We start from the raw sequence: 19,613 nt of genomic DNA, 5'->3' as shown, positions 1-19,613 counted from the left end.
GTTTGATCGGACCGATTGACGGGATCGGGATCTTCTTTTTAATGGCACCGCTTCGACGGAGGCGCGGCAGGTGAGTACCCAAGGCATTTTCGAAGAAATGAACGACCGCTCGCGCGAGGTGTTCCGGCGGGTGGTCGAGGGCTATCTGGAAACCGGCGACCCGGTGGGCTCGCGCACGCTGACCCGTACCATGAGCGAGAAGGTCAGCGCGGCCACGATTCGCAACGTGATGCAGGATCTCGAATTCCTCGGCCTTCTGAACAGTCCGCATGTCTCGGCCGGGCGGGTGCCGACGCAGCTGGGGCTGAGGATGTTCGTCGACGGGCTTCTGGAGGTGCGCGACCTCAAGGAGGAAGACCGCGAAAAGATCGACGCCACGCTTGGGTCGAACACGTCCGATGTGGGGGCCTTACTGGACCGGGTGGGGGCGGCGCTGTCGGGCGTGACCCATGGTGCCAGCCTCGTCCTGGCGCCCAAGCACGAGGCACCGATCAAGCATATCGAATTCGTCAGCCTCGGCGCCGACCGGGCGCTGACGGTGCTGGTCTTTGCCGATGGCCATGTCGAGAACCGCCTGTTCCAGCCCGCGCCGGGGCAGACGCCGTCCTCGATGCGGGAGGCCGCGAATTTTCTGAACGCGCTGGCCGAGGGCCGCACGCTCAGCGAACTGCGCGAGGCGATGAAGGTCGAGATCGCGCGGCGCCGGCAGGAACTGGACGAGCTGGCGCGGACCATGGTCGAGGCGGGGCTGGCGGTCTGGGAGAACGAGGGTCAGGACCAGGCGCGGCTGATCGTGCGCGGCCGGGCGAACCTGCTGTCCGATCCGGCCGAGGCCGCCGATCTGGACCGGATCCGCAGCCTGTTCGACGATCTGGAACGCAAGCGCGACATCGCCGAATTCCTTGAACTGGCCGAAGAGGGCGAAGGTGTGCGCATCTTCATCGGCTCCGAGAACAAGCTTTTTTCACTTTCGGGTTCCTCTTTGGTGGTCTCTCCATATATGAACGCGGACCGTAAGATCATTGGCGCCGTGGGGGTGATCGGACCGACCCGGCTGAACTACGGGCGGATCGTGCCGATCGTGGACTACACCGCCCAGCTGGTGGGCAAGCTGATCGCCGACCGCGGCAAGGGATGAAAGATGGCAGAACCTGAAAAGACCGAACCCGAAGACCTTGCGACCGAGACCGCAGGCGAAACCGAAGCCCCCGAGATCACCCCGGAGGAGGTCGAGGCGCTGAGGGCCGAGCGTGACGAGCTTCGCGACCGGTTCATGCGGGCGCTGGCCGATGCCGAGAACGCCCGCAAGCGGGCCGACCGCGACCGCCGCGAGGCCGAGAACTACGGCGGCTCGAAACTCGCGCGCGACATGCTGCCGGTCTATGACAACCTCTCGCGGGCGCTTGAGGTCGTGACCGACGAACAGCGCGAGGCGAATGCCGCGCTGCTGGAAGGGGTCGAGCTGACCCTGCGCGAGCTTCTGAACGTCTTCTCCAAGCACGGGATCGTGCGGCTGGCGCCCGAGGCAGGCGACAAGTTCGACCCGCAGCTGCATCAGGCGATGTTCGAGGCCCCGGTGCCCGGCACGAAGGCGGGCGACATCATCCAGGTGATGGCCTCGGGCTTCATGCTGCATGACCGGCTGCTGCGCCCGGCGCAGGTGGGCGTCTCGTCGACCCCGGCCTCCTGAGACCTCAGTGTTTCACGGGAAACGCCTGGCCCCGCGGCCGGGCGTTTTTCTTTGGGGCTGGCCCTAGCCCGGCCGGGACAGGGCCTTCAGCTCGTAAAGCAGTTCCAGCGCCTCGCGTGGGCTCAGCTCGTCGGGGTGGATGGCCGACATTCGATCTTCCACCGGCGAGGGGCCAGCGGGCGCGGGGGCAGGGCGCTGCGGGATCGCGGCGGCCGAGAACAGCGGCAGATCGTCGATCAGCGTCGCATGTGACCGCCCGCCCTCGCGTTCGCCGCGTTCCAGCGCGTCCAGCACGACGCGCGCGCGCTCGACCACGCTGTCGGGCAGGCCCGCCAGGCGCGCCACCTGCACCCCGTAGGACCGGTCGGCCGCGCCCTTGCGGACCTCGTGCAGGAAGATCACGTCGCCTTCCCATTCCTTGACCGCCACGGTCGCGTTCTCGACGCCCGAAAGCTTTTGCGCCAGCGCGGTCATCTCGTGGTAATGGGTGGCGAAAAGCGCGCGGCAGCGGTTCATGTCGTGCAGATGTTCCAGCGTCGCCCAGGCGATCGAAAGCCCGTCATAGGTGGCGGTACCGCGCCCGATCTCGTCGAGGATCACCAGTGCCCGGTCGTCGGCCTGATTGAGGATCGCGGCGGTCTCGACCATCTCGACCATGAAGGTGGACCGGCCCCGCGCCAGATCGTCCGAGGCGCCGACCCGGCTGAAGAGTTGCGACACCAGCCCGATATGGGCCGAGGCGGCGGGCACGAAGCTGCCCGCCTGTGCCAGCAGCGCGATCAGCGCGTTCTGGCGCAGGAAGGTCGATTTGCCGGCCATGTTGGGCCCGGTCAAAAGCCAGATCGCGGCGCCTTGCCCGCCTTGGGCCAGGTCGCAATCGTTGGCGATGAAGGGCGCGCCGCCCTGGCGCCTCAGCGCGCGTTCCACCACCGGATGCCGGCCTGCGGTCACGGCAAAGGCGCGGCTGTCATCGACCAGCGGCTCGCACCAGTCCTCGCCCCGGGCCAGATCGGCAAGCCCTGTCGCAAGGTCGATCTCGGCCAGCGCGGCGGCGGCCTGTCCGACCGGCCCGGCCTCGTCGAGGATCGCGGCCCGGAGGGTCTCGAACAGCCGCTTTTCGATTTCCAGCGCCCGGTTGCCCGCATTCAGGATGCGGGTTTCAAGTTCCGACAGTTCGACCGTGGTAAAGCGCAGCGCATTGGCCGTGGTCTGCCGGTGGATGAAGGTTTCCGACAGCGGAGGCGACAGCATCCGGTCGGCATGGGTGGCCGTCACCTCGATGAAATAGCCCAGCACGTTGTTGTGCTTGATCTTCAGCGACGAGATGCCGGTCTCGTCGACAAAGCCCGCCTGCATCCGCGCGATCACGCCCCGGCCCTCGTCGCGCAGCGTCCGTGCCTCGTCGAGACCCTCGTCATAACCGGTGGCGATAAAGCCGCCGTCCCGGGCCAGCAGCGGCGGTTCGGCCACCAGCGCCCGGTCGAGCAGATCGACCAGCGCGTCATGCCCGGTCAGCGCGCGACGCGCCTCGGCGATCAGGGACGGCAGATCGCCGTCCAGCCGGTCGGCCAGCGCGCCCGCCTGGGTCAGCCCGGCTCGGATCGCGGCCAGATCGCGCGGCCCGCCCCGGTCGAGCCCAAGCCGCGACAGCGCCCGGTCCATGTCCGGGCATTTCCGCAACTCGTCGCGCAGCGCGTCGCGCAGCCCGGAATCCTCGACCAGCGCGCGCACCGCGTCGAGCCGCGCGCGGATCGTCGGCAGATCGCGCGAGGGGCTGGAAAGCCGCCGTTCCAGCAGCCGCGCGCCTGAGGCGGTGACGGTGCGGTCGATGGCGGCCAGCAGGCTGCCTTCGCGCCCGCCCGAAAGGCTGGCCGTCAGTTCCAGATTGCGCCGGGTCGCGGCGTCGATCTGCATGGTGCCGCCCATCGCCTCGCGTATCGGCGGGCGCAAGAGCGGCAGCTTGCCCTTCTGGGTGATCTCCAGATAGTCGACCAGCGCGCCCATCGCCGACAGCTCGGCCCGGCCGAAGCTGCCGAAGCCTTCGAGCGTGCCGACCGAGAACAGCGCGGTCAGCCGTTTTTCGGCCGAGGCGCTGTCGAAGCTCATGCGCGACAGCAGGGTCACGGCGGCGCCCGCATCAGAGACCGCCTCGGCCCAATCGCGTTCGGTGGCCTCGCTCAGCAGCACTTCGCGCGGGGCAAGCCGGGCCAGTTCCGCGCCCAGCCGCACGCCCGGGCAACCGATCACCCGGAACGCCCCGGTCGAGATGTCGACCCAGGCCAGGGCGGCCTCGCCCCGGACCTCGGCAAAGGCGGCCAGGAAGTTGTGGCGCCGGGCCTCGAGCAGGCTTTCCTCGGTCAGGGTGCCGGGCGTGACCAGCCTGACCACATCGCGTTTCACGACCGATTTCGACCCGCGCTTCTTCGCCTCGGCCGGGTCTTCCATCTGTTCGCAGACCGCGACGCGAAAGCCCTTGCGGATCAGCGTCAGCAGATAGCTTTCGGCGGCATGGACCGGCACGCCGCACATCGGGATGTCCTCGCCCAGATGCTTGCCGCGCTTGGTCAGCGCGATGTCCAGCGCCTCGGCCGCCGCCACGGCGTCGTCGAAGAACATCTCGTAGAAATCGCCCATCCGGTAGAACAGCAGCGCGCCGGGATGGGCGGCCTTGATTTCCAGATATTGCGCCATCATCGGTGTGACGGATGCGCCGGCTTCGGTCACGGAACCCCCCTGTCGCTGGTCCGCGGACCTTACAAATCCGCCCCTGCGGCGAAAAGCGGTAAATCCATGTCGATTTTCAAGTCTATTGAGACGCGGGCGTCGGAGGGTTAAGACGCTTTTCACCTAGGAGGAGAGCCCCGACAATGGCCGAGAAATCCAAGATCACACCGGAAGAAGCGCTGAGCTATCACATCGAGCCCGTGCCGGGGAAATACGAGATCGTGGCGACCAAGCCCATGACCACCCAGCGCGATCTCAGCCTGGCCTACAGCCCGGGGGTCGCGGTGCCGGTGCAGGCCATCGCCGATGCGCCGGAGACGGCCTATGACTACACCACCAAGGGCAACATGGTGGCCGTCATCTCGAACGGGACCGCGATCCTCGGCATGGGCAATCTGGGCGCGCTGGCCTCGAAGCCGGTGATGGAGGGCAAGTCGGTCCTGTTCAAGCGCTTTGCCGATGTGAACGCGGTCGATATCGAGCTGGATACCGAAGACCCCGAAGAGATCATCCGGGCAGTGCGGCTGATGGGGCCGACCTTCGGCGGCATCAACCTCGAGGACATCAAGGCGCCCGAGTGTTTCATCATCGAGCAGCGGCTCAAGGAAGAGATGGACATTCCGGTCTTCCATGACGACCAGCACGGCACGGCGGTGATCTGCGCGGCGGGGCTGATCAACGCGCTGCATCTGTCGGGCAAGAAGATCGAGGACTGCAAGATCGTCCTGAACGGCGCGGGCGCGGCCGGGATCGCCTGTCTGGAACTGATCAAGGCGATGGGGGCGAAGCATGACAACTGCATCGCCTGCGACACCAAGGGCGTGATCTACCAGGGCCGCACCGAGGGCATGAACCAGTGGAAATCGGCCCACGCGGCCAAGACCGATGCGCGCACGCTGGAAGACGCGATGGTCGGTGCCGACGTGTTCTTGGGCGTCAGCGCCAAGGGCGCGGTGACGCCCGAGATGGTGGCCTCGATGGCCGAGAACCCGGTCATCTTCGCGATGGCGAACCCCGATCCCGAGATCACGCCCGAAGAGGCGCAGGAGGTGCGGCCCGACGCCATCGTCGCGACCGGGCGGTCGGACTATCCGAACCAGGTCAACAACGTCCTCGGCTTTCCCTATCTCTTTCGCGGCGCGCTCGATATCCACGCCCGGGCGATCAATGACGAGATGAAGATCGCCTGCGCCGATGCGCTGGCCGCACTCGCCCGCGAGGACGTGCCCGACGAGGTCGCGATGGCCTATGGCACCAAGCTGACCTTCGGGCGCGACTATATCATCCCGACGCCCTTCGACCCGCGCCTGATCTACACCATTCCGCCGGCGGTGGCCCGGGCCGGGATGGATACCGGCGTGGCGCGGCGGCCGATCGTCGACATGGACGAGTACGAACAGCGGCTGAAGGCGCGGATGGACCCGACGGCTTCGGTTCTGTCGGGGATCGCGGCGCGGGCCAAGGCGGCGCAGGCGCGGATGATCTTTGCCGAGGGCGATGACGAACGCGTGCTGCGCGCCGCCGTCAGCTATCACCGCGCGGGCTATGGCCAGGCCATCGTCGTCGGCCGCGAGGCCGAGGTGAAGGAAAAGCTGCAACAGGCGGGGCTTGCCGACGCCTATCGCGAGCTCGAGGTGGTGAACGCGGCCAATACCGGCCATCTCGAGGCCTATCGGTCGTTCCTTTACCAGCGCCTGCAGCGCAAGGGCTACGATACCCACGACATCAACCGGCTGGCCGCGCGCGACCGGCACGTTTTCTCGGCGCTGATGCTGGCCAATGGCCATGGCGACGCGCTGGTGACCGGGGCGACCCGGAAATCGGCCCATGTGCTGGAGCTGATCAACCACGTCTTCGACGCCCGTGCCCAGGACGGCGCGGTCGGCGTGACCGCTCTGCTGCACAAGGGCAAGATCGTCTTCATCGCCGACACGCTGGTGCATGAATGGCCCGAGGAAGAGGATCTGGCCAATATCGCCGTGCACGCGGCCAATGTCGCGCGCGGTTTGGGGATCGAACCGCGCGTGGCCTTCCTCAGCTTCTCGACCTTCGGCTATCCGGTCAGCGAGCGCGCGACCAAGATGCATCGCGCCTCGGAGGTGCTGGCCAAGCGCGGGGTCGATTTCGAGTTCGACGGCGAGATGACGGTCGATGTGGCGCTGAACCCGGTGGCGATGGCGCGCTATCCGTTCTGCCGGCTGTCGGGGCCTGCGAACGTGCTGGTGGTTCCGGCCCGGCACTCGGCCTCGATCTCGGTCAAGCTGATGCAGGAAATGGCCGGTGCCACGGTGATCGGTCCGATCCTTGCGGGCGTCGACAAGCCGATCCAGATCTGTTCCACGGTCTCGACCGTCAACGACATCCTGAACATGGCGCTGCTTGCGGCCTGCGAGGTCGGCTAAGCGCGGGTCACGAGCCTCCGGCAAAGGGCGCGGCGTCGCCCCAAAGCGCCCGCACCCTTTCGTCGCGGCCGCAGCCCGCGCGATACAGCTTGTAGGCCTCGGCCTTGGTCTTGGGCCCGAACCGGGTCAGGATCAGGTCGCGGCTCTTGTAATAGTCCTGGTGATAGGCCTCAGCCGGCCAGAAGGTTGCGGCGGGCAATATCTCGGTCGCGATCTCGGACCCGAGGGCCCGCCCGACCTTCCCCTTTTCGGCCTCTGCCACGCGCCGTTCGGCCGGATCAGAGACGAAAATCGCGGTCCGGTAGGTTTCGCCCCGGTCGCAGAACTGGCCGCCCGCATCGGTCGGATCGACCGAACGGAAGAACAGCGCGACCAGCTTTTCATAGCTCACCACGTCCGGGTCGTAGGTAATCTCGACCGCCTCGACATGGCCGGTACCCCCGCGCGCCACCTGGCGATAGGCGGGATGATCGACATGGCCGCCGGTGTAGCCCGAAACGACCTCGCTGACGCCCCGGACCTTCTCGAAATCGGCCTCGACGCACCAGAAGCAGCCGCCCGCAAAAATGGCCGTTTCCGGTTCGGCGGCCTGCGCGCGATGGCTCTGCGCCAGATGCCCCAGAAGGATGGCGGCAATCAACAGCGCCGGTTTGACCCTGCCCAGAAAAACACCCATGATCGACCTCCCTTTCCCGGTCGGGTTCCCGGAAAAGGATAGGCTCCGCGCGAAATCGCGCGAAACCCAAAAGCCCGTGAGATCACGAAGGCGGGACCGGCCGCGCCATCGGCCGATCCCGACAGGGCTCAGCCCTTCAGCTTGCGGTTCCGCGTCGCCAGCAGGCGCAGGCGCAGGGCGTTCAGCTTGATGAAGCCCGCCGCGTCCTTCTGGTCGTAGGCGCCGGCGTCGTCCTCGAAGGTGACATGGCTTTCCGAATAAAGCGACGCGTCTGACCAGCGTCCGACGGTGCGGACCGAGCCCTTGTAGAGCTTCAGCCGGACCGTGCCCGAGACGTGCTCCTGGCTCTTGTCGATCAGCGCCTGCAGCATCTCGCGTTCGGGGCTGAACCAGAAGCCGTTATAGATCAGCTCGGCATATTTCGGCATCAGCTCGTCTTTCAGATGCGCCGCCCCGCGGTCGAGCGTGATCTGCTCGATGCCACGATGCGCTTCGAGAAGGATCGTGCCACCGGGCGTTTCGTAGATGCCGCGCGACTTCATGCCGACGAAGCGCCCCTCGACCAGATCGAGCCGGCCGATGCCGTGCTTGCCGCCCAGTTCATTGAGCCTGGTCAGGACCGTTGCGGGCGACATCGCCTCGCCGTTGATCGCGACCGCGTCGCCCTTCTCGAAGGTGATCTCGACATATTCGGGCTCGTTCGGCGCCTTTTCGGGGTCGACCGTGCGCTGATAGACATAGTCGGGCGCCTCTTCGGCGGGGTTTTCCAGAACCTTGCCCTCGGAGGAGGTGTGCAGCAGGTTCGCATCGACCGAGAAGGGCGCCTCGCCGCGCTTGTCCTTGGCGATCGGGATCTGGTTTTCCTCGGCGAAGGCCAGCAGCTTGGTCCGGCTGGTCAGCGACCATTCCCGCCAGGGTGCGATCACCTTGATTTCCGGGTTCAGCGCATAGGCCGACAGCTCGAACCGGACCTGGTCGTTGCCCTTGCCGGTGGCGCCATGGGCGACGGCATCGGCGCCGGTTGCCTCGGCGATCTCGATCAGGCGCTTGGAAATCAGCGGCCGCGCGATCGAGGTGCCCAGCAGGTAGAGCCCCTCGTAGACCGCATTGGCGCGGAACATCGGGAAGACGAAGTCGCGCACGAATTCCTCGCGCAGATCCTCGATGAAGATCTCCTTGGCGCCCATCATCTCGGCCTTCTTGCGGGCGGGCTCGAGTTCCTCGCCCTGGCCCAGATCGGCGGTGAAGGTCACCACCTCGCAGCCGTATTCGGTTTGCAGCCATTTCAGGATGATCGAGGTGTCGAGACCCCCGGAATAGGCCAGGACGACTTTCTTGGGCGCGGACTTGGGCGCAGACATGGGGCGACCTTTCGTCATTCGGATATCGGGCGGCGGATAGCTCTTTTCCGGGGCCAGAGCAAGGGAACCCGCGCGCAACGGGACGCTTGCGCGCGCAGGGCGAACGCGCCATTGCTGCGGCATGACCGAGTTTGCCGAAAAGGCCCGCGCCGCCGAAAAGGCGATGCGCGCGCTGTTCCCGCCCACACCGCTGCAACGCAACGTGCACCTCTCCGAACGCTACAAGGCCGATATCTGGCTCAAGCGCGAGGATCTCAGCCCGGTGCGGTCCTACAAGCTGCGCGGCGCCTTCAACGCCATGCGCAAGGTGCTGGCGGGCGGGGCCGAGCCGCCGGTCTTCGTCGCGGCCAGCGCGGGCAACCACGCCCAGGGCGTGGCCTTCGCCTGCCGCCATTTCGGGGTCCGGGGCGTGATCTTCATGCCGGTGACGACGCCCGACCAGAAGATCGGCAAGACCCGGATCTTCGGCGGCGACAATATCGAGATCCGCCTGACCGGCGACTATTTCGACAACACGCTGGCCTCGGCCCAGGCCTATTGCCGCGAGGTGGGCGGGCATTTCCTTGCGCCCTTCGACGACGAGGATGTGATCGAGGGTCAGGCCTCGGTCGCTGTCGAGCTGATGTCGGTGCTGTATCACACCCCCGATCTGGTGATCCTGCCGGTGGGCGGCGGCGGTCTGGCGGCCGGGGTCGTATCCTTCCTGCGCGAGACCGCGCCCGGCATCGGCTTCCGGTTCGTCGAGCCCGTGGGCGGCGCCTCGCTGACCGCGGCGCTGGCCCAGGGCGGGCCAGTGACCCTGCCTAAGGTCGACACCTTCGTCGACGGGGCGGCGGTGGCCCGGATCGGCGCGCGCACCTTCGAGCGGTTGCGCGGGATCGATCCTGCGCATGTGCTGCTGGCGCCCGAGGACCGGATCTGCACCACCATTCTCGATCTGCTGAATGTCGAGGGGATCGTGCTGGAACCCGCCGGCGCGATGTCGGTAGACGTGCTGCCGGGGCTGGCCGAGGAAATCGAGGGCAAGTCGGTGGTCTGCGTCACCTCGGGCGGCAATTTCGATTTCGAGCGGCTGCCCGAAGTGAAGGAACGTGCCCAGCGGTTTTCGGGGGTGAAGAAGTATTTCATCCTGCGGATGCCGCAGCGTCCCGGTGCATTGCGCGATTTCCTCGATCTTCTGGGGCCCGAGGACGACATTGCCCGGTTCGAATATCTGAAGAAATCGGCGCGCAATTTCGGCACTGTCCTGATCGGGATCGAAACGACGGAGGCGCGCAATTTCGCGGCCCTTTTCGCGCGGATGGAGGCGCAGGGCCTGACCTATCGCGACATCACCGAGGACCCGACGCTCGCCGATTTCCTGATCTGACGGGCGTGCCCGTCAGGTCCGAGGCCCGTCAGGCAACGTCGCGGCGCGTGCGGACCTTGCCCAGAAGCTCGACCTTCGAACTGGCATAGGCCGCGGTCAAGGGCACCAGATCGACGCTCTGGCCCTGGGCCAACTGGCGTTCGATGCCCTGGCAGAGCACGCAGAAATCCTTGAACCCCAGATTGAGCGCAGAGCCCCGCACGAAATGCAGATCGGCGGCCAGATCGGCCGGGTCGCGCCCCGGGGCCACACGCTCGATCACCTCGTCGACCTCTTCGAGAAAAAGATCGAGCACCTCGTCGAACGCGTCTTCACCGACTTCGTCCCGCAACTCTTCAACACGAGTCCACTCGATCATCGCACATACTCCATCGCCTTGCATATCCACCCAGTCCGGACGCTAGCGGAGACCGCTTAACGGGGTCTTATTCCATACCCGGTCAGATGGGTCTAATTCGCGCGTTCATGGGGCGTTAAGTCGGCGGCTTTATGAACTAAAGCCAGATCAGGACCGGGACCCCCGTGAACGCCCAGCCAGACCCGACGCATCTCGACCCTGCGAAGACCGGCCTCGTACGACTGGTTCTTCTGGTCGATGACAGCCGCCTGCAACGGCGGATCCTGCGCGCGTCGCTGGAACGCTGGGGATATGAGGTCGCCGAATGCGGCTCGGCCGAAGAGGCTTTGGATATCTGCCGCGACCGGCCGGTCGACCTGATCATCAGCGACTGGATGATGCCGGGCATGAACGGCCCCGAATTCTGCCAGGCTTTTCGCGATTTGCCGCGCGAAAGCTATGGCTATTTCATCCTGCTGACCTCGAAATCCGAAACGGTGGAGATGATCCACGGGCTTGATGTCGGGGCCGACGAATTCCTGACCAAGCCGGTCAATGCCAGCGAGTTGCGCGCCCGGATCGCTTCGGGCGAACGCATCCTCCGGATGGAACATCAGCTGCGCGACAAGAACCGCCTGCTGACCGATGCCTTGGGCGAATTGCGCACGCTTTACGACGCGCTCGACCGCGATCTGGTCGAGGCACGCAAGCTTCAGCAATCTCTGGTGCCCGAACGCCACCGCCGGTTCGGCGGGTCCGAGGTGTCGCTGCTGCTGCGCCCCTGCGGCCATGTCGGCGGCGATCTGGTCGGCTTCTTTCCCGCCGGGCCGGGCGAGCTCGGGGTATTCTCGGCCGATGTGTCGGGCCACGGGATCAGTTCGGCCATGCTGACCGCGCGTCTTGCGGGGCTTCTGGGCTCGCGCTCGCCCGACCAGAACATCGCGCTGGAACCCGGGCCCGGCGGCACCTATCGCGCCCGCCCGCCCGCCGAGGTCGCCGCGCATCTCAACCGGCTTTTTCTCGAGGATATCGAGACCGAACATTACTTCACGCTGCTGCTGGCCTTCGTGGCGCTGGACACCGGGCAGATGCGGTTCGTTCAGGCCGGGCATCCGCATCCGGTCGTGCAGCGCGCGGACGGGCGCCTCGACTATCTGGGCGAGGGCGGGCTGCCGCTGGGGCTGATCCCCGGCGCCAGCTTCGACTGCTGCGAGGTCCGGCTTGCGCCGGGCGACCGGGTCCTGCTGGTGTCGGACGGCATCACCGAATGCCCCGCGCCGGACGGCACCCAGCTGGGCGACGACGGCCTGCGCCGCCTGATCCAGGCCAATGCCGCGGCTCGCGGCCCGGCCTTTCTCGATGCGATCCAGGCCGGGCTGACCGCCTTTACCGGCGGACGCAGCGATTTTCCCGACGATGTTTCGGCCGTGCTGTTCGAGTTCGGCTAGCGCGCCAGCCCCAGCCAGCGCCGCACCGCATGGCGGTCGCCAGCATTGCCGAGCTGCCGCGCGGCCACGTCTGCCGGCATCCACAGCGCGGTATGCCCGGGTTCGCTGGGCGGACCGTAGGGGCGGACCGGACGGCCCAGATAGATGGTGCAGAGCTTTTCCGCCCAGATGTCGTATTCGGGCATGTAGGTGAAGCGCCGGAATGCCCCCAGCCGCCGCCGCAACTCGATCTTCCAGCCGGTTTCCTCGAACACCTCGCGATGCAGCGCCTGCAGGGGCGATTCGCCCGGGTCGATGCCTCCGCCGGGCAGCTGGTATTCGGGCACCGGCGCCTGCTGATGGGTGACCAGCAGCAGCCCGTCGCGTTCCAGAAGGGCATAGGCGCCCGGTCTCAGCCGGTACCGCTGGTCCGCCCTGACCGCCTCTCCGAATCGCCGGATCATTGCCGCCTCTTTGTGCTTTCGTTGCCGCGTCTATATAAGGCGGGTATGCCAAGGCCCAGAGCCCAAGGAAACCCCATGTCCATCGGATCGAAGATCGCCTGGGACGATACCGTCCTTCCCTTCCAGCTTGACCGCAGCGACGTTCGCGGGCGGGTCGCCCGACTGGACGGCGTGCTCGACCATGTGCTGGCGCAGCACGACTACCCGCCCGCGATCGAGGCGCTGGTGGCCGAGATGGCACTGCTGACCGCGCTGATCGGGCAGACCATCAAGCTGCGCTGGAAGCTCAGCCTGCAGGTTCGCGGCGACGGCCCGGCGCGGCTGATCGCGACCGACTACTATGCGCCGTCCGAGGATGGCGCCCCGGCCCGCATCCGTGCCTATGCCAGCTTCGACAAGGACCGGCTGGACCCCGCGGCCGACCCGTTCTCGCAGATCGGGCAGGGTTATTTCGCCGTGCTTCTCGACCAGGGGCCGGGCACGGTGCCCTATCAGGGCATCACACCCATTGCCGGAGGCGCGCTTTCGGCCTGTGCAGAGACATATTTCGCCCAGTCCGAACAGTTGCCGACCCGCTTCGCGCTGAGCTTCGGGCGGGCGATGCTGCCCGGGTCGGGCAAGGGCGAGCACTGGCGCGCGGGCGGGGTGATGCTGCAGCTGATGCCCAGGGCCTCGATCCCGCAAAGCCCCGAGGGCGGCAGCGGCGAAGAGGGGCTCTTGCAGGCCGAGGACATGCTGGAGGGCGCCCAGGCCGAACACTGGAATCGCGCCAACATCCTGCTCGATACCGTCGAGGAAATCGAACTGGTGGGGCCGCGCGTGCAGCCGACCGACCTTCTGGTGCGGCTCTTTCACGAAGAGCGCCCGCGGGTCTTCGATCCGCAGCCGGTGCAGTTCGGCTGCACCTGTTCCGAGGCGCGGGTTCGGCAGAGCCTGTCGATCTACTCGGCCAAGGATATCGGCCACATGACGACGCCCGAGGGGGTGGTGACTGCCGATTGCCAGTTCTGCGGCGCGCATTACGTGCTCGATCCGGCGACGCTGGGCTTCGAGGCGGAGAAGGACCCCGATGCCGAGTGACCCGTTCGAGGCGCTGGCGGCGGCGCTGGCCCGGCCCGGGCGCGAAACCTCGGACCACGACCTGAACCCGGACTTCGTGCTGCCCGAGGGGCGGGTGCTGCGTCCGGCCGCGGTGCTGGTCGGCCTCGCGCCGGGACCGGCCGGGCTGCAGCTGATCCTGACCAAACGGTCGTCGCGGCTGACCCATCATCCCGGCCAGATCGCCTTTCCGGGCGGCAAGCTGGAAGCGGACGAACAGCCGGTCGCGGCGGCGCTGCGCGAGGCGCGCGAGGAAATCGGCCTGCCCGAAAGCCATGTCGAGGTGCTGGGCACGATGCCGCCGCACGAGACGGTGACCGGGTTCACCGTGACGCCCGTGCTGGCCCGGCTGCGGCCGGATTTCCTGCGGGTGCCCGAGGCCGGCGAGGTCGACGAGGTCTTCGACGTGCCCTTCGAGCATGTCCGCGACCCCGCCCGGTTTTCGATCCAGTACCGGATCTGGCGGGGCCAGCGGCGCTATTACTACACCGTCCCCTATGGACCCTATTACATCTGGGGCGCGACCGCCCGCATCCTGCGCGCGCTGGCCGACCGGGTGGGGGCATGACCCGGGTCTTCGGCGACTGGTTCTTTGCCGACCACACCCAGTCGGTCTGCGCGGTGCTGACCCGCGCCGGATACCGGGCGCTTTTCGTCGGCGGCTGCGTGCGCAACGCGCTTCTGGGCGTGCCGGTGACCGATATCGACATCGCGACCGATGCCCGGCCCGAAACCGTGATGGCGCTGGCCGAGGCCGCCGGGCTGAAGGCGGTGCCGACCGGGTTCGACCATGGCACGGTGACGGTGGTGGCGGGGCATCTGCCCCATGAGGTCACCACCTTCCGTCGCGACGTCGAGACCTTTGGCCGCCGCGCCGTCGTGGCCTTCGCCGACAGCCCCGAGGAAGACGCGCGCCGCCGCGACTTCACCATGAACGCGATCTACGCGACGCCCGAGGGCGCGGTGATCGACCCCCTTGGCGGTCTTTCGGATCTTGCGGCGCGGCGGGTCAGGTTCATCGACGATGCAGATGCGCGGATCCGCGAGGACTACCTGCGCATCCTGCGCTTCTTCCGGTTTCATGCCTGGTATGGCGATCCCGACGCCGGGCTCGACCCTGACGGTCTGGCGGCCGCGGCCGCGAATTCGGCCGGAATCGAGACGCTTTCGAAGGAACGGATCGGCGCCGAGATCCGCAAGCTGCTGGCGGCGCCCGACCCAGCGCCCAGCGTCGCGGCGATGGCGGCGGCGGGCGTTCTGGCGCGAACCCTGCCCGGGGCCGACCCGCGCGCCCTGCCGGTTCTCGTTGCCCTTGAACAGGCCGAGGGGCTGCCCCCCGATCCGGTGCGGCGGCTGGCAGCGCTGGGCGGTGAGGCCCCGGCCAGGCGGTTGCGCCTGAGCAAGGCCGAGGCCCGGCGCCTGGAGCGGTTGACGGGTGCTGCGGGGCAGATGGCGGGTGCCGCCGAGCTGGCCTACCGGTTGGGCCCGGACATAGCGCGGGAGGCCGTGGCGTTGCGCTCTGCCGCGCTGGGCCAGCCGCTGCCCCGCGATCTGACGTCCGAGCTGGCGCGCGGCGCCGCCGCCCGGTTTCCGCTGAGCGCGGCCGACTTGATGCCAGGGTACGACGGCGCGGCGCTGGGCGCTGCGCTCAAGCGGCTCGAGGCCGACTGGATCGCCTCGGGCTTCCGGCTGAGCGCGGCGGAACTGATCGCCCGCGCCCGGCGGGGATAGGCCCGTCGCGTTCGCCGGGTGTTCCTCTTGCCCGGCGCCCCCTGTAAGCTCTGCCCGTACCGCACGAGATCCCGCCATGTTCCGCCACTTCGAAAACCTGATCGACCCCTATGCGCCCTATGCGCAGACCGATACGCCGCCGAACCGGCTCTGGCCGTTCCTGGCGGCCTATATGCGCCCGTTCCGCAAGGTCTTCGCGGTCGCCGCGGTGCTGGCTCTGCTGGTGGCCATTGTCGAGATCTGGCTGATCGACGTCATGGGCCGGCTGGTCGACATGCTGTCCTCGGGCACGCCCGGGCAGGTCTGGCAGGATCACGGCCTGTCGCTGATCGGGCTGGCGGTCTTCATCCTGATCCTCCGGCCCGCGCTGCAGGCGCTGGACGTGGCGGTGCTGAACAATGCGATCATGCCCAATTTCGGCACCCTGATCCGCTGGCGCGCCCATGCCCATGTGCTGCGCCAGTCGGTCGGCTGGTTCGAGAACGACTTTGCCGGGCGCATCGCCAACCGCCAGATGCAGACGCCTCCCGCCGCGGGCGAGGCGGTGTTCCAGATCTTCGATGCCATCGCCTTTGCCGTGGCCTATGTCGGCGGCGCGCTGGTGCTGCTGGGGCAGGCCGACCCGCGGCTGATGCTGCCGCTTCTGGCCTGGCTTGCGCTTTATGCGGTGCTGGTGCGCTGGACGATGAAGAACATTGCCGTGGCCTCGAAGGCTTCGTCCGATGCGCGCAGCACCGTCACCGGCCGGGTGGTCGACGCTTATACCAACATCCATTCGGTCAAGCTGTTCGCCCATCACGACAGCGAGCTTGGCTATGCCAAGGAGGCGATCGAGGATCTGCGCAAGGCCTTCGGCGCCGAGATGCGGATCATCACCAAGATGGATGTGGCGCTGACCGCGCTGAACGGGTTCCTGATCGTCGGCGTTGTCGGCTGGGCCATCGCGCTGTGGATGCAGGGTCAGGCCAGCGTCGGCGTGGTGGCGGCGGCGACCGCGCTGACGCTGAGGCTGAACGCGATGACCGGCTGGATCATGTGGGCGCTGTCGAGCTTCTTCCGGTCGCTCGGGGTGATCTCGGAAGGGATGGAGACCATCGCCCAGCCGATCGAGCTGGTCGATGCGCCGGACGCGACCGCGCTTGAATTCCGCGAGGGCCGGATCGAGATGCGGGCGCTGACGCATCATTACGGGCGCGGGTCGGGCGGGCTCGACCGGATCGATCTGGTGCTGAAACCGGGCGAGAAGGTGGGGCTGGTCGGGCGCTCGGGCGCCGGGAAATCGACCCTCGTCAAGCTGCTGTTGCGGTTCTACGACCCCGAGGGCGGGCAGATCCTGATCGACGGGCAGGACATCACCTGTGTCACCCAGGAAAGCCTGCGCCGCCAGATCGGAATGGTCAGCCAGGACTCCAGCCTGATGCACCGGTCGGTGCGCGACAACATCCTTTACGGCCGCCCCGAGGCCAGCGAGGACGAGATGATCGCGGCGGCGAAGCGCGCCGAGGCGCATGACTTCATCCTCGATCTGCAGGACCCCGACGGGCGGCGCGGCTATGACGCCCATGTCGGCGAACGGGGGGTCAAGCTATCGGGCGGTCAGCGGCAGCGGGTGGCGCTGGCCCGGGTGATCCTGAAGGACGCGCCGATCCTGGTGCTGGACGAGGCGACCTCGGCGCTCGATTCCGAGGTCGAGGCGGTGATCCAGAAGACGCTTTACGGGGTGATGGAGGGCAAGACCGTGATCGCCATCGCGCACCGGCTGTCGACCATCGCGCATATGGACCGGATCGTGGTTCTGGACGGTGGCCACATCGCCGAGGACGGGACCCATGCCGCCTTGCTGGCGAAGGACGGGCTTTACGCGCGGTTCTGGGCGCGGCAGTCGGGCGGTTTCATCGGAACGGAGGCGGCCGAGTGAGCCATCTGGTCGAACGGCTGTCGCTGAAGGGCGAGGGGCTGACCGGCGACGGTCTGACGGTGGCCTTGGCGCTGCCCGGAGAAGAGGTCGAGGGCGAAGCCGAAGGCGGCCGCATTGCCCGGCCGCGGATCGTGACGCCGGTCGCCGACCGGGTGCGGCCGCCCTGCCGCCATTTCGCCTCTTGCGGCGGCTGCGCGCTGCAGCACGGGTCCGACGCCTTCGTGGCAAGCTGGAAGACTCAGGTCGTCGAACGGGCGCTCGCGGGGCAGGGGCTTGCGGCGCCGGTGCGGCCGATCCTGACCTCGCCGCCCGCCAGCCGCCGCCGGGCGGTGCTGGCCGGGCGGCGCACCAAGAAGGGCGTTCTTGTGGGCTTTCACGCCCGCGCCTCGGACGTGGTGACCGAGATCCCCGATTGCCGGTTGCTGCATCCCGACCTGATGGCGGCGTTGCCGGCCGCTGCCGCCGCGACCCTTCTGGGCGCCTCGCGCAAGGGGGCGCTGGCGATCACGGTGACCCGGTCGGAGGATGGCGTCGACATGGCGGTGGCCGAGGCCAAGCCGCTGGACACCGCGCTTCGGATCGACCTGGCGGCGCTGGCCGAGACCCACGATCTGGCGCGGTTGAGCTGGAACGGCGAGCAACTGGCCGAACGCCGCCCGCCGCGTCAGGCCATGGGGCGGGCTCATGTGGTGCCGCCTGCGGGTGCCTTCCTGCAGGCGACCGAGGCGGGTCAGGCGGCGCTGACCGAGGCGGTGCGTGAGGCGCTGGGCGGCGCGCGCCGGGTCGCGGACCTGTTCGCCGGGGCGGGCACCTTCGCGCTGCCGCTGGCCGAGAGCGCCGAGGTGCAGGCGGTCGAGGGATCGGCGGCGATGCTGGCCGCGCTCGACCGGGGCTGGCGCGGTGCCCCGGGGCTGAAACGGGTGACGACCGAGGCGCGCGACCTGTTCCGCCGCCCGCTGCTGCCGGTCGAGCTGGCCCGGGTCGAGGCCGTGGTCATCGACCCGCCGCGTGCCGGGGCCGAGGCGCAATGCGCCGAGATCGCCCGGTCGGATCTGGGGCGTGTGGCGATGGTCTCGTGCAATCCGGTGACCTTCGCACGCGATGCGAAACGGCTCTGTTCCGGCGGATTCCGGCTGGACTGGGTGCAGCCGGTCGACCAGTTCCGCTGGTCGGGCCATGTCGAGCTGGCGGCGCAGTTCTCGCGCTGATCGCGCTTTTGGCCGTTCGCCGCTTGCGCTAGACTGGTTCGAAACATCAAGGGCGCGAGCAGACCCCAATGATCGACCGACGTGCGTTTCTGACGCTGACCGCCATGGCGGCCCTTGCGGGCTGCAGTTCGAAGTTCAAGACCTATGACGGGCCCGAGGTCACCCGGGTCGTGGTCATGAAGGGGCAGCGGATGCTGTACCTGCTGCACCACGATCAGGTGCTGAAGGCCTACCGCATTTCGCTGGGCTATGCCCCGGTCGGCGACAAGCAGATCGAGGGCGACGGCAAGACCCCGGAGGGGCGCTATTACATAGACCGCCGCAATCCCAACAGCGAGTTCCACCTGTCGATCGGGATTTCCTATCCGAACGAGGCCGATATCGAAGAGGCCAAGGCGCTGGGCAAGAAACCGGGCGGCGACATCTTCATTCACGGACGCGCCCGCAAGAACCGGCGCCGCAAGGGCGACTGGACGGCCGGGTGCATCTCGGTCACCGATGCCGAGATGGAGGACATCTATGCGATGGTCCGCGATGGCACGGTGATCGACATCTTCCCCTGATCGTCGCGCCGCGAGACGGGACCTTGCGGCCCCGCCGACGCCGGGGTCAGGCGCCGGACCCGGCCGTGGTGCGCTGTCCGGTGACCAGCGTCCACCAGATCTTGCCGTTCATTTCCTGATAGAAGGCGAAGCCCAGATCGGTCGCCTGCGGATCGAGGATGATGTTCCGGGTATCGGATTCCTCCATCCAGGCGGCCAGCGTCTCCAGCTCGGTCTCGTAGGTTTCCGAGATGTCCTCGCCGCGCAGCTGGCCCTGATAGCCCGCACGGGCCACCCGGTCGAGCGGCGACGACCCGTCCGAGCCGAAATGCCATGGGCGGTTCTGCACCGACATGTCGCGCGAATGGGTGGCGGCCGCCGCGTTCAGCCGCGAATCGAGCTCGAGCGGCGCGAGGCCCCGCGCCTGGCGCAGCGCATTGATCGAGTCGAGCATGCGGTACTGGATCTTGCCCTGGTCGGAACGCGAGATCCGGTAGACCGTCGGCAGAGGCTTGCCGTCGGGACCGATGCGAACCTCTCCTCCGGTCGAGCAGGCGGAGAGCGCGAAAAGTACGGCCACGAGGCCCAAAGCCGGTCGTATCATAAGAAAAACCCCAAGAGTCGGTCTTTTGGTCTTTAGCCGCTTGTGCAGGCGTGTTCAAACCC

At 67.6% G+C, this 19,613-nt stretch carries 17 protein-coding genes; 11 read left to right on the top strand and 6 right to left on the bottom strand.

The genetic code is table 11. From position 1 onward, the window contains the following. The first annotated feature begins 97 nt into the window (after positions 1-97). Positions 98-1,138, top strand: coding sequence for a heat-inducible transcriptional repressor HrcA (hrcA, locus tag C8N38_RS07320; protein WP_215731116.1), 1,041 nt, complete (start codon positions 98-100; stop codon positions 1,136-1,138). A 3-nt stretch (positions 1,139-1,141) separates the two neighbouring features. Continuing rightward, on the top strand, positions 1,142-1,690 hold the full coding sequence (locus C8N38_RS07315) for a nucleotide exchange factor GrpE (RefSeq protein WP_108025674.1): 549 nt from the start codon (positions 1,142-1,144) through the stop codon (positions 1,688-1,690). A 63-nt stretch (positions 1,691-1,753) separates the two neighbouring features. On the opposite strand, the gene mutS is transcribed toward C8N38_RS07315, so the two are convergent. Then, a complete protein-coding gene (gene mutS / locus C8N38_RS07310) occupies positions 1,754-4,384 on the bottom strand; it encodes a DNA mismatch repair protein MutS (RefSeq protein ID WP_108025672.1) in 2,631 nt (876 codons plus the stop codon). Positions 4,385-4,557: 173 nt separating this feature from the next. Here mutS and C8N38_RS07305 point away from each other — a divergent pair, with 173 nt between their 5' ends. Then, on the top strand, positions 4,558-6,816 hold the full coding sequence (locus C8N38_RS07305) for an NADP-dependent malic enzyme (protein WP_108025670.1): 2,259 nt from the start codon (positions 4,558-4,560) through the stop codon (positions 6,814-6,816). A 7-nt stretch (positions 6,817-6,823) separates the two neighbouring features. Here C8N38_RS07305 and msrA read toward each other — a convergent pair whose 3' ends face one another. Both msrA and C8N38_RS07295 read right to left on the bottom strand, forming a co-directional pair. Continuing rightward, positions 6,824-7,492: a peptide-methionine (S)-S-oxide reductase MsrA gene (gene msrA, locus C8N38_RS07300; RefSeq protein ID WP_108025668.1), complete on the bottom strand. Its 669-nt coding sequence runs from the start codon at positions 7,490-7,492 to the stop codon at positions 6,824-6,826. 128 nt (positions 7,493-7,620) lie between these two features. After that, the gene (locus tag C8N38_RS07295; protein WP_108025666.1) at positions 7,621-8,853 is read right to left on the bottom strand and encodes an argininosuccinate synthase; all 1,233 of its coding nucleotides are present in this window, start codon (positions 8,851-8,853) and stop codon (positions 7,621-7,623) included. A gap of 121 nt (positions 8,854-8,974) precedes the next feature. Between C8N38_RS07295 and ilvA the strand changes: the two genes are divergently transcribed. Next, complete coding sequence (gene ilvA, locus C8N38_RS07290) at positions 8,975-10,222, top strand: threonine ammonia-lyase IlvA (protein ID WP_108025664.1); 1,248 nt, start codon at positions 8,975-8,977, stop codon at positions 10,220-10,222. A 28-nt stretch (positions 10,223-10,250) separates the two neighbouring features. Here the strand turns inward: ilvA and C8N38_RS07285 are convergent, their stop codons facing one another. Further along, positions 10,251-10,580, bottom strand: coding sequence for an Hpt domain-containing protein (locus tag C8N38_RS07285; RefSeq protein WP_108025662.1), 330 nt, complete (start codon positions 10,578-10,580; stop codon positions 10,251-10,253). Between the two features lie 164 nt (positions 10,581-10,744). Between C8N38_RS07285 and C8N38_RS07280 the strand changes: the two genes are divergently transcribed. Further along, a complete protein-coding gene (locus tag C8N38_RS07280; protein ID WP_245895587.1) occupies positions 10,745-12,007 on the top strand; it encodes a PP2C family protein-serine/threonine phosphatase in 1,263 nt (420 codons plus the stop codon). Here the strand turns inward: C8N38_RS07280 and C8N38_RS07275 are convergent. After that, entirely contained in the window at positions 12,004-12,450 is a 447-nt protein-coding gene (locus tag C8N38_RS07275; RefSeq protein WP_108025660.1) for an NUDIX hydrolase, read from the bottom strand. The two genes, C8N38_RS07280 and C8N38_RS07275, sit on opposite strands and share 4 nt — an antisense overlap. A 75-nt stretch (positions 12,451-12,525) precedes the next feature. On the opposite strand from C8N38_RS07275, the gene hslO reads away from it, so the two are divergent. From hslO to C8N38_RS07245, 6 genes are all read left to right on the top strand, one after another. Continuing rightward, positions 12,526-13,530 carry an Hsp33 family molecular chaperone HslO gene (gene hslO / locus C8N38_RS07270; RefSeq protein WP_108025658.1) on the top strand — a complete coding sequence of 335 codons (1,005 nt, stop codon included), beginning with the start codon at positions 12,526-12,528 and terminating at the stop codon, positions 13,528-13,530. Beyond that, entirely contained in the window at positions 13,520-14,116 is a 597-nt protein-coding gene (locus tag C8N38_RS07265; protein WP_108025657.1) for an NUDIX hydrolase, read from the top strand. The genes hslO and C8N38_RS07265 overlap by 11 nt, the downstream gene beginning before the upstream one ends. Beyond that, a complete protein-coding gene (locus C8N38_RS07260; RefSeq protein WP_108025655.1) occupies positions 14,113-15,279 on the top strand; it encodes a CCA tRNA nucleotidyltransferase in 1,167 nt (388 codons plus the stop codon). Before C8N38_RS07265 ends, C8N38_RS07260 begins: the two co-directional genes overlap by 4 nt. A gap of 76 nt (positions 15,280-15,355) precedes the next feature. Continuing rightward, a complete protein-coding gene (locus C8N38_RS07255; RefSeq protein ID WP_108025653.1) occupies positions 15,356-17,197 on the top strand; it encodes an ABC transporter ATP-binding protein in 1,842 nt (613 codons plus the stop codon). Then, entirely contained in the window at positions 17,194-18,405 is a 1,212-nt protein-coding gene (locus C8N38_RS07250; protein ID WP_108025651.1) for a class I SAM-dependent RNA methyltransferase, read from the top strand. The genes C8N38_RS07255 and C8N38_RS07250 overlap by 4 nt, the downstream gene beginning before the upstream one ends. A 68-nt stretch (positions 18,406-18,473) precedes the next feature. Continuing rightward, positions 18,474-18,968, top strand: a complete 495-nt coding sequence (locus C8N38_RS07245) for a L,D-transpeptidase family protein (RefSeq protein WP_108025648.1) — start codon at positions 18,474-18,476, stop codon at positions 18,966-18,968. Positions 18,969-19,014: 46 nt separating this feature from the next. On the opposite strand, the gene dalA is transcribed toward C8N38_RS07245, so the two are convergent. Continuing rightward, entirely contained in the window at positions 19,015-19,551 is a 537-nt protein-coding gene (gene dalA / locus C8N38_RS07240) for a divisome-associated lipoprotein DalA (RefSeq protein ID WP_108025646.1), read from the bottom strand. Between the last annotated feature and the right edge of the window lie 62 nt (positions 19,552-19,613).

Origin of the sequence: Rhodovulum kholense (genome assembly GCF_003053725.1) — a bacterium.
In the GTDB taxonomy this organism is placed as follows: Bacteria; Pseudomonadota; Alphaproteobacteria; order Rhodobacterales; family Rhodobacteraceae; genus Rhodovulum; species Rhodovulum kholense.
The sequence above is the reverse complement of the archived record's forward strand: the minus strand, read 5'-3'. Positions and strand labels throughout refer to the sequence as shown.

Excerpts from the sequence above, each read along its gene's own strand:
- C8N38_RS07315 (WP_108025674.1), top strand. The coding sequence starts at position 1,142 with ATGGCAGAACCTGAAAAGACCGAACCCGAAGACCTTGCGACCGAGACC.
- C8N38_RS07295 (WP_108025666.1), bottom strand. The coding sequence starts at position 8,853 with ATGTCTGCGCCCAAGTCCGCGCCCAAGAAAGTCGTCCTGGCCTATTCC.
- C8N38_RS07260 (WP_108025655.1), top strand. The coding sequence starts at position 14,113 with ATGACCCGGGTCTTCGGCGACTGGTTCTTTGCCGACCACACCCAGTCG.
- C8N38_RS07265 (WP_108025657.1), top strand. The coding sequence starts at position 13,520 with ATGCCGAGTGACCCGTTCGAGGCGCTGGCGGCGGCGCTGGCCCGGCCC.
- C8N38_RS07275 (WP_108025660.1), bottom strand. The coding sequence starts at position 12,450 with ATGATCCGGCGATTCGGAGAGGCGGTCAGGGCGGACCAGCGGTACCGG.
- C8N38_RS07305 (WP_108025670.1), top strand. The coding sequence starts at position 4,558 with ATGGCCGAGAAATCCAAGATCACACCGGAAGAAGCGCTGAGCTATCAC.
- ilvA (WP_108025664.1), top strand. The coding sequence starts at position 8,975 with ATGACCGAGTTTGCCGAAAAGGCCCGCGCCGCCGAAAAGGCGATGCGC.
- mutS (WP_108025672.1), bottom strand. The coding sequence starts at position 4,384 with ATGATGGCGCAATATCTGGAAATCAAGGCCGCCCATCCCGGCGCGCTG.
- C8N38_RS07255 (WP_108025653.1), top strand. The coding sequence starts at position 15,356 with ATGTTCCGCCACTTCGAAAACCTGATCGACCCCTATGCGCCCTATGCG.
- msrA (WP_108025668.1), bottom strand. The coding sequence starts at position 7,492 with ATGGGTGTTTTTCTGGGCAGGGTCAAACCGGCGCTGTTGATTGCCGCC.
- dalA (WP_108025646.1), bottom strand. The coding sequence starts at position 19,551 with ATGATACGACCGGCTTTGGGCCTCGTGGCCGTACTTTTCGCGCTCTCC.
- hrcA (WP_215731116.1), top strand. The coding sequence starts at position 98 with ATGAACGACCGCTCGCGCGAGGTGTTCCGGCGGGTGGTCGAGGGCTAT.
- hslO (WP_108025658.1), top strand. The coding sequence starts at position 12,526 with ATGTCCATCGGATCGAAGATCGCCTGGGACGATACCGTCCTTCCCTTC.
- C8N38_RS07245 (WP_108025648.1), top strand. The coding sequence starts at position 18,474 with ATGATCGACCGACGTGCGTTTCTGACGCTGACCGCCATGGCGGCCCTT.
- C8N38_RS07285 (WP_108025662.1), bottom strand. The coding sequence starts at position 10,580 with ATGATCGAGTGGACTCGTGTTGAAGAGTTGCGGGACGAAGTCGGTGAA.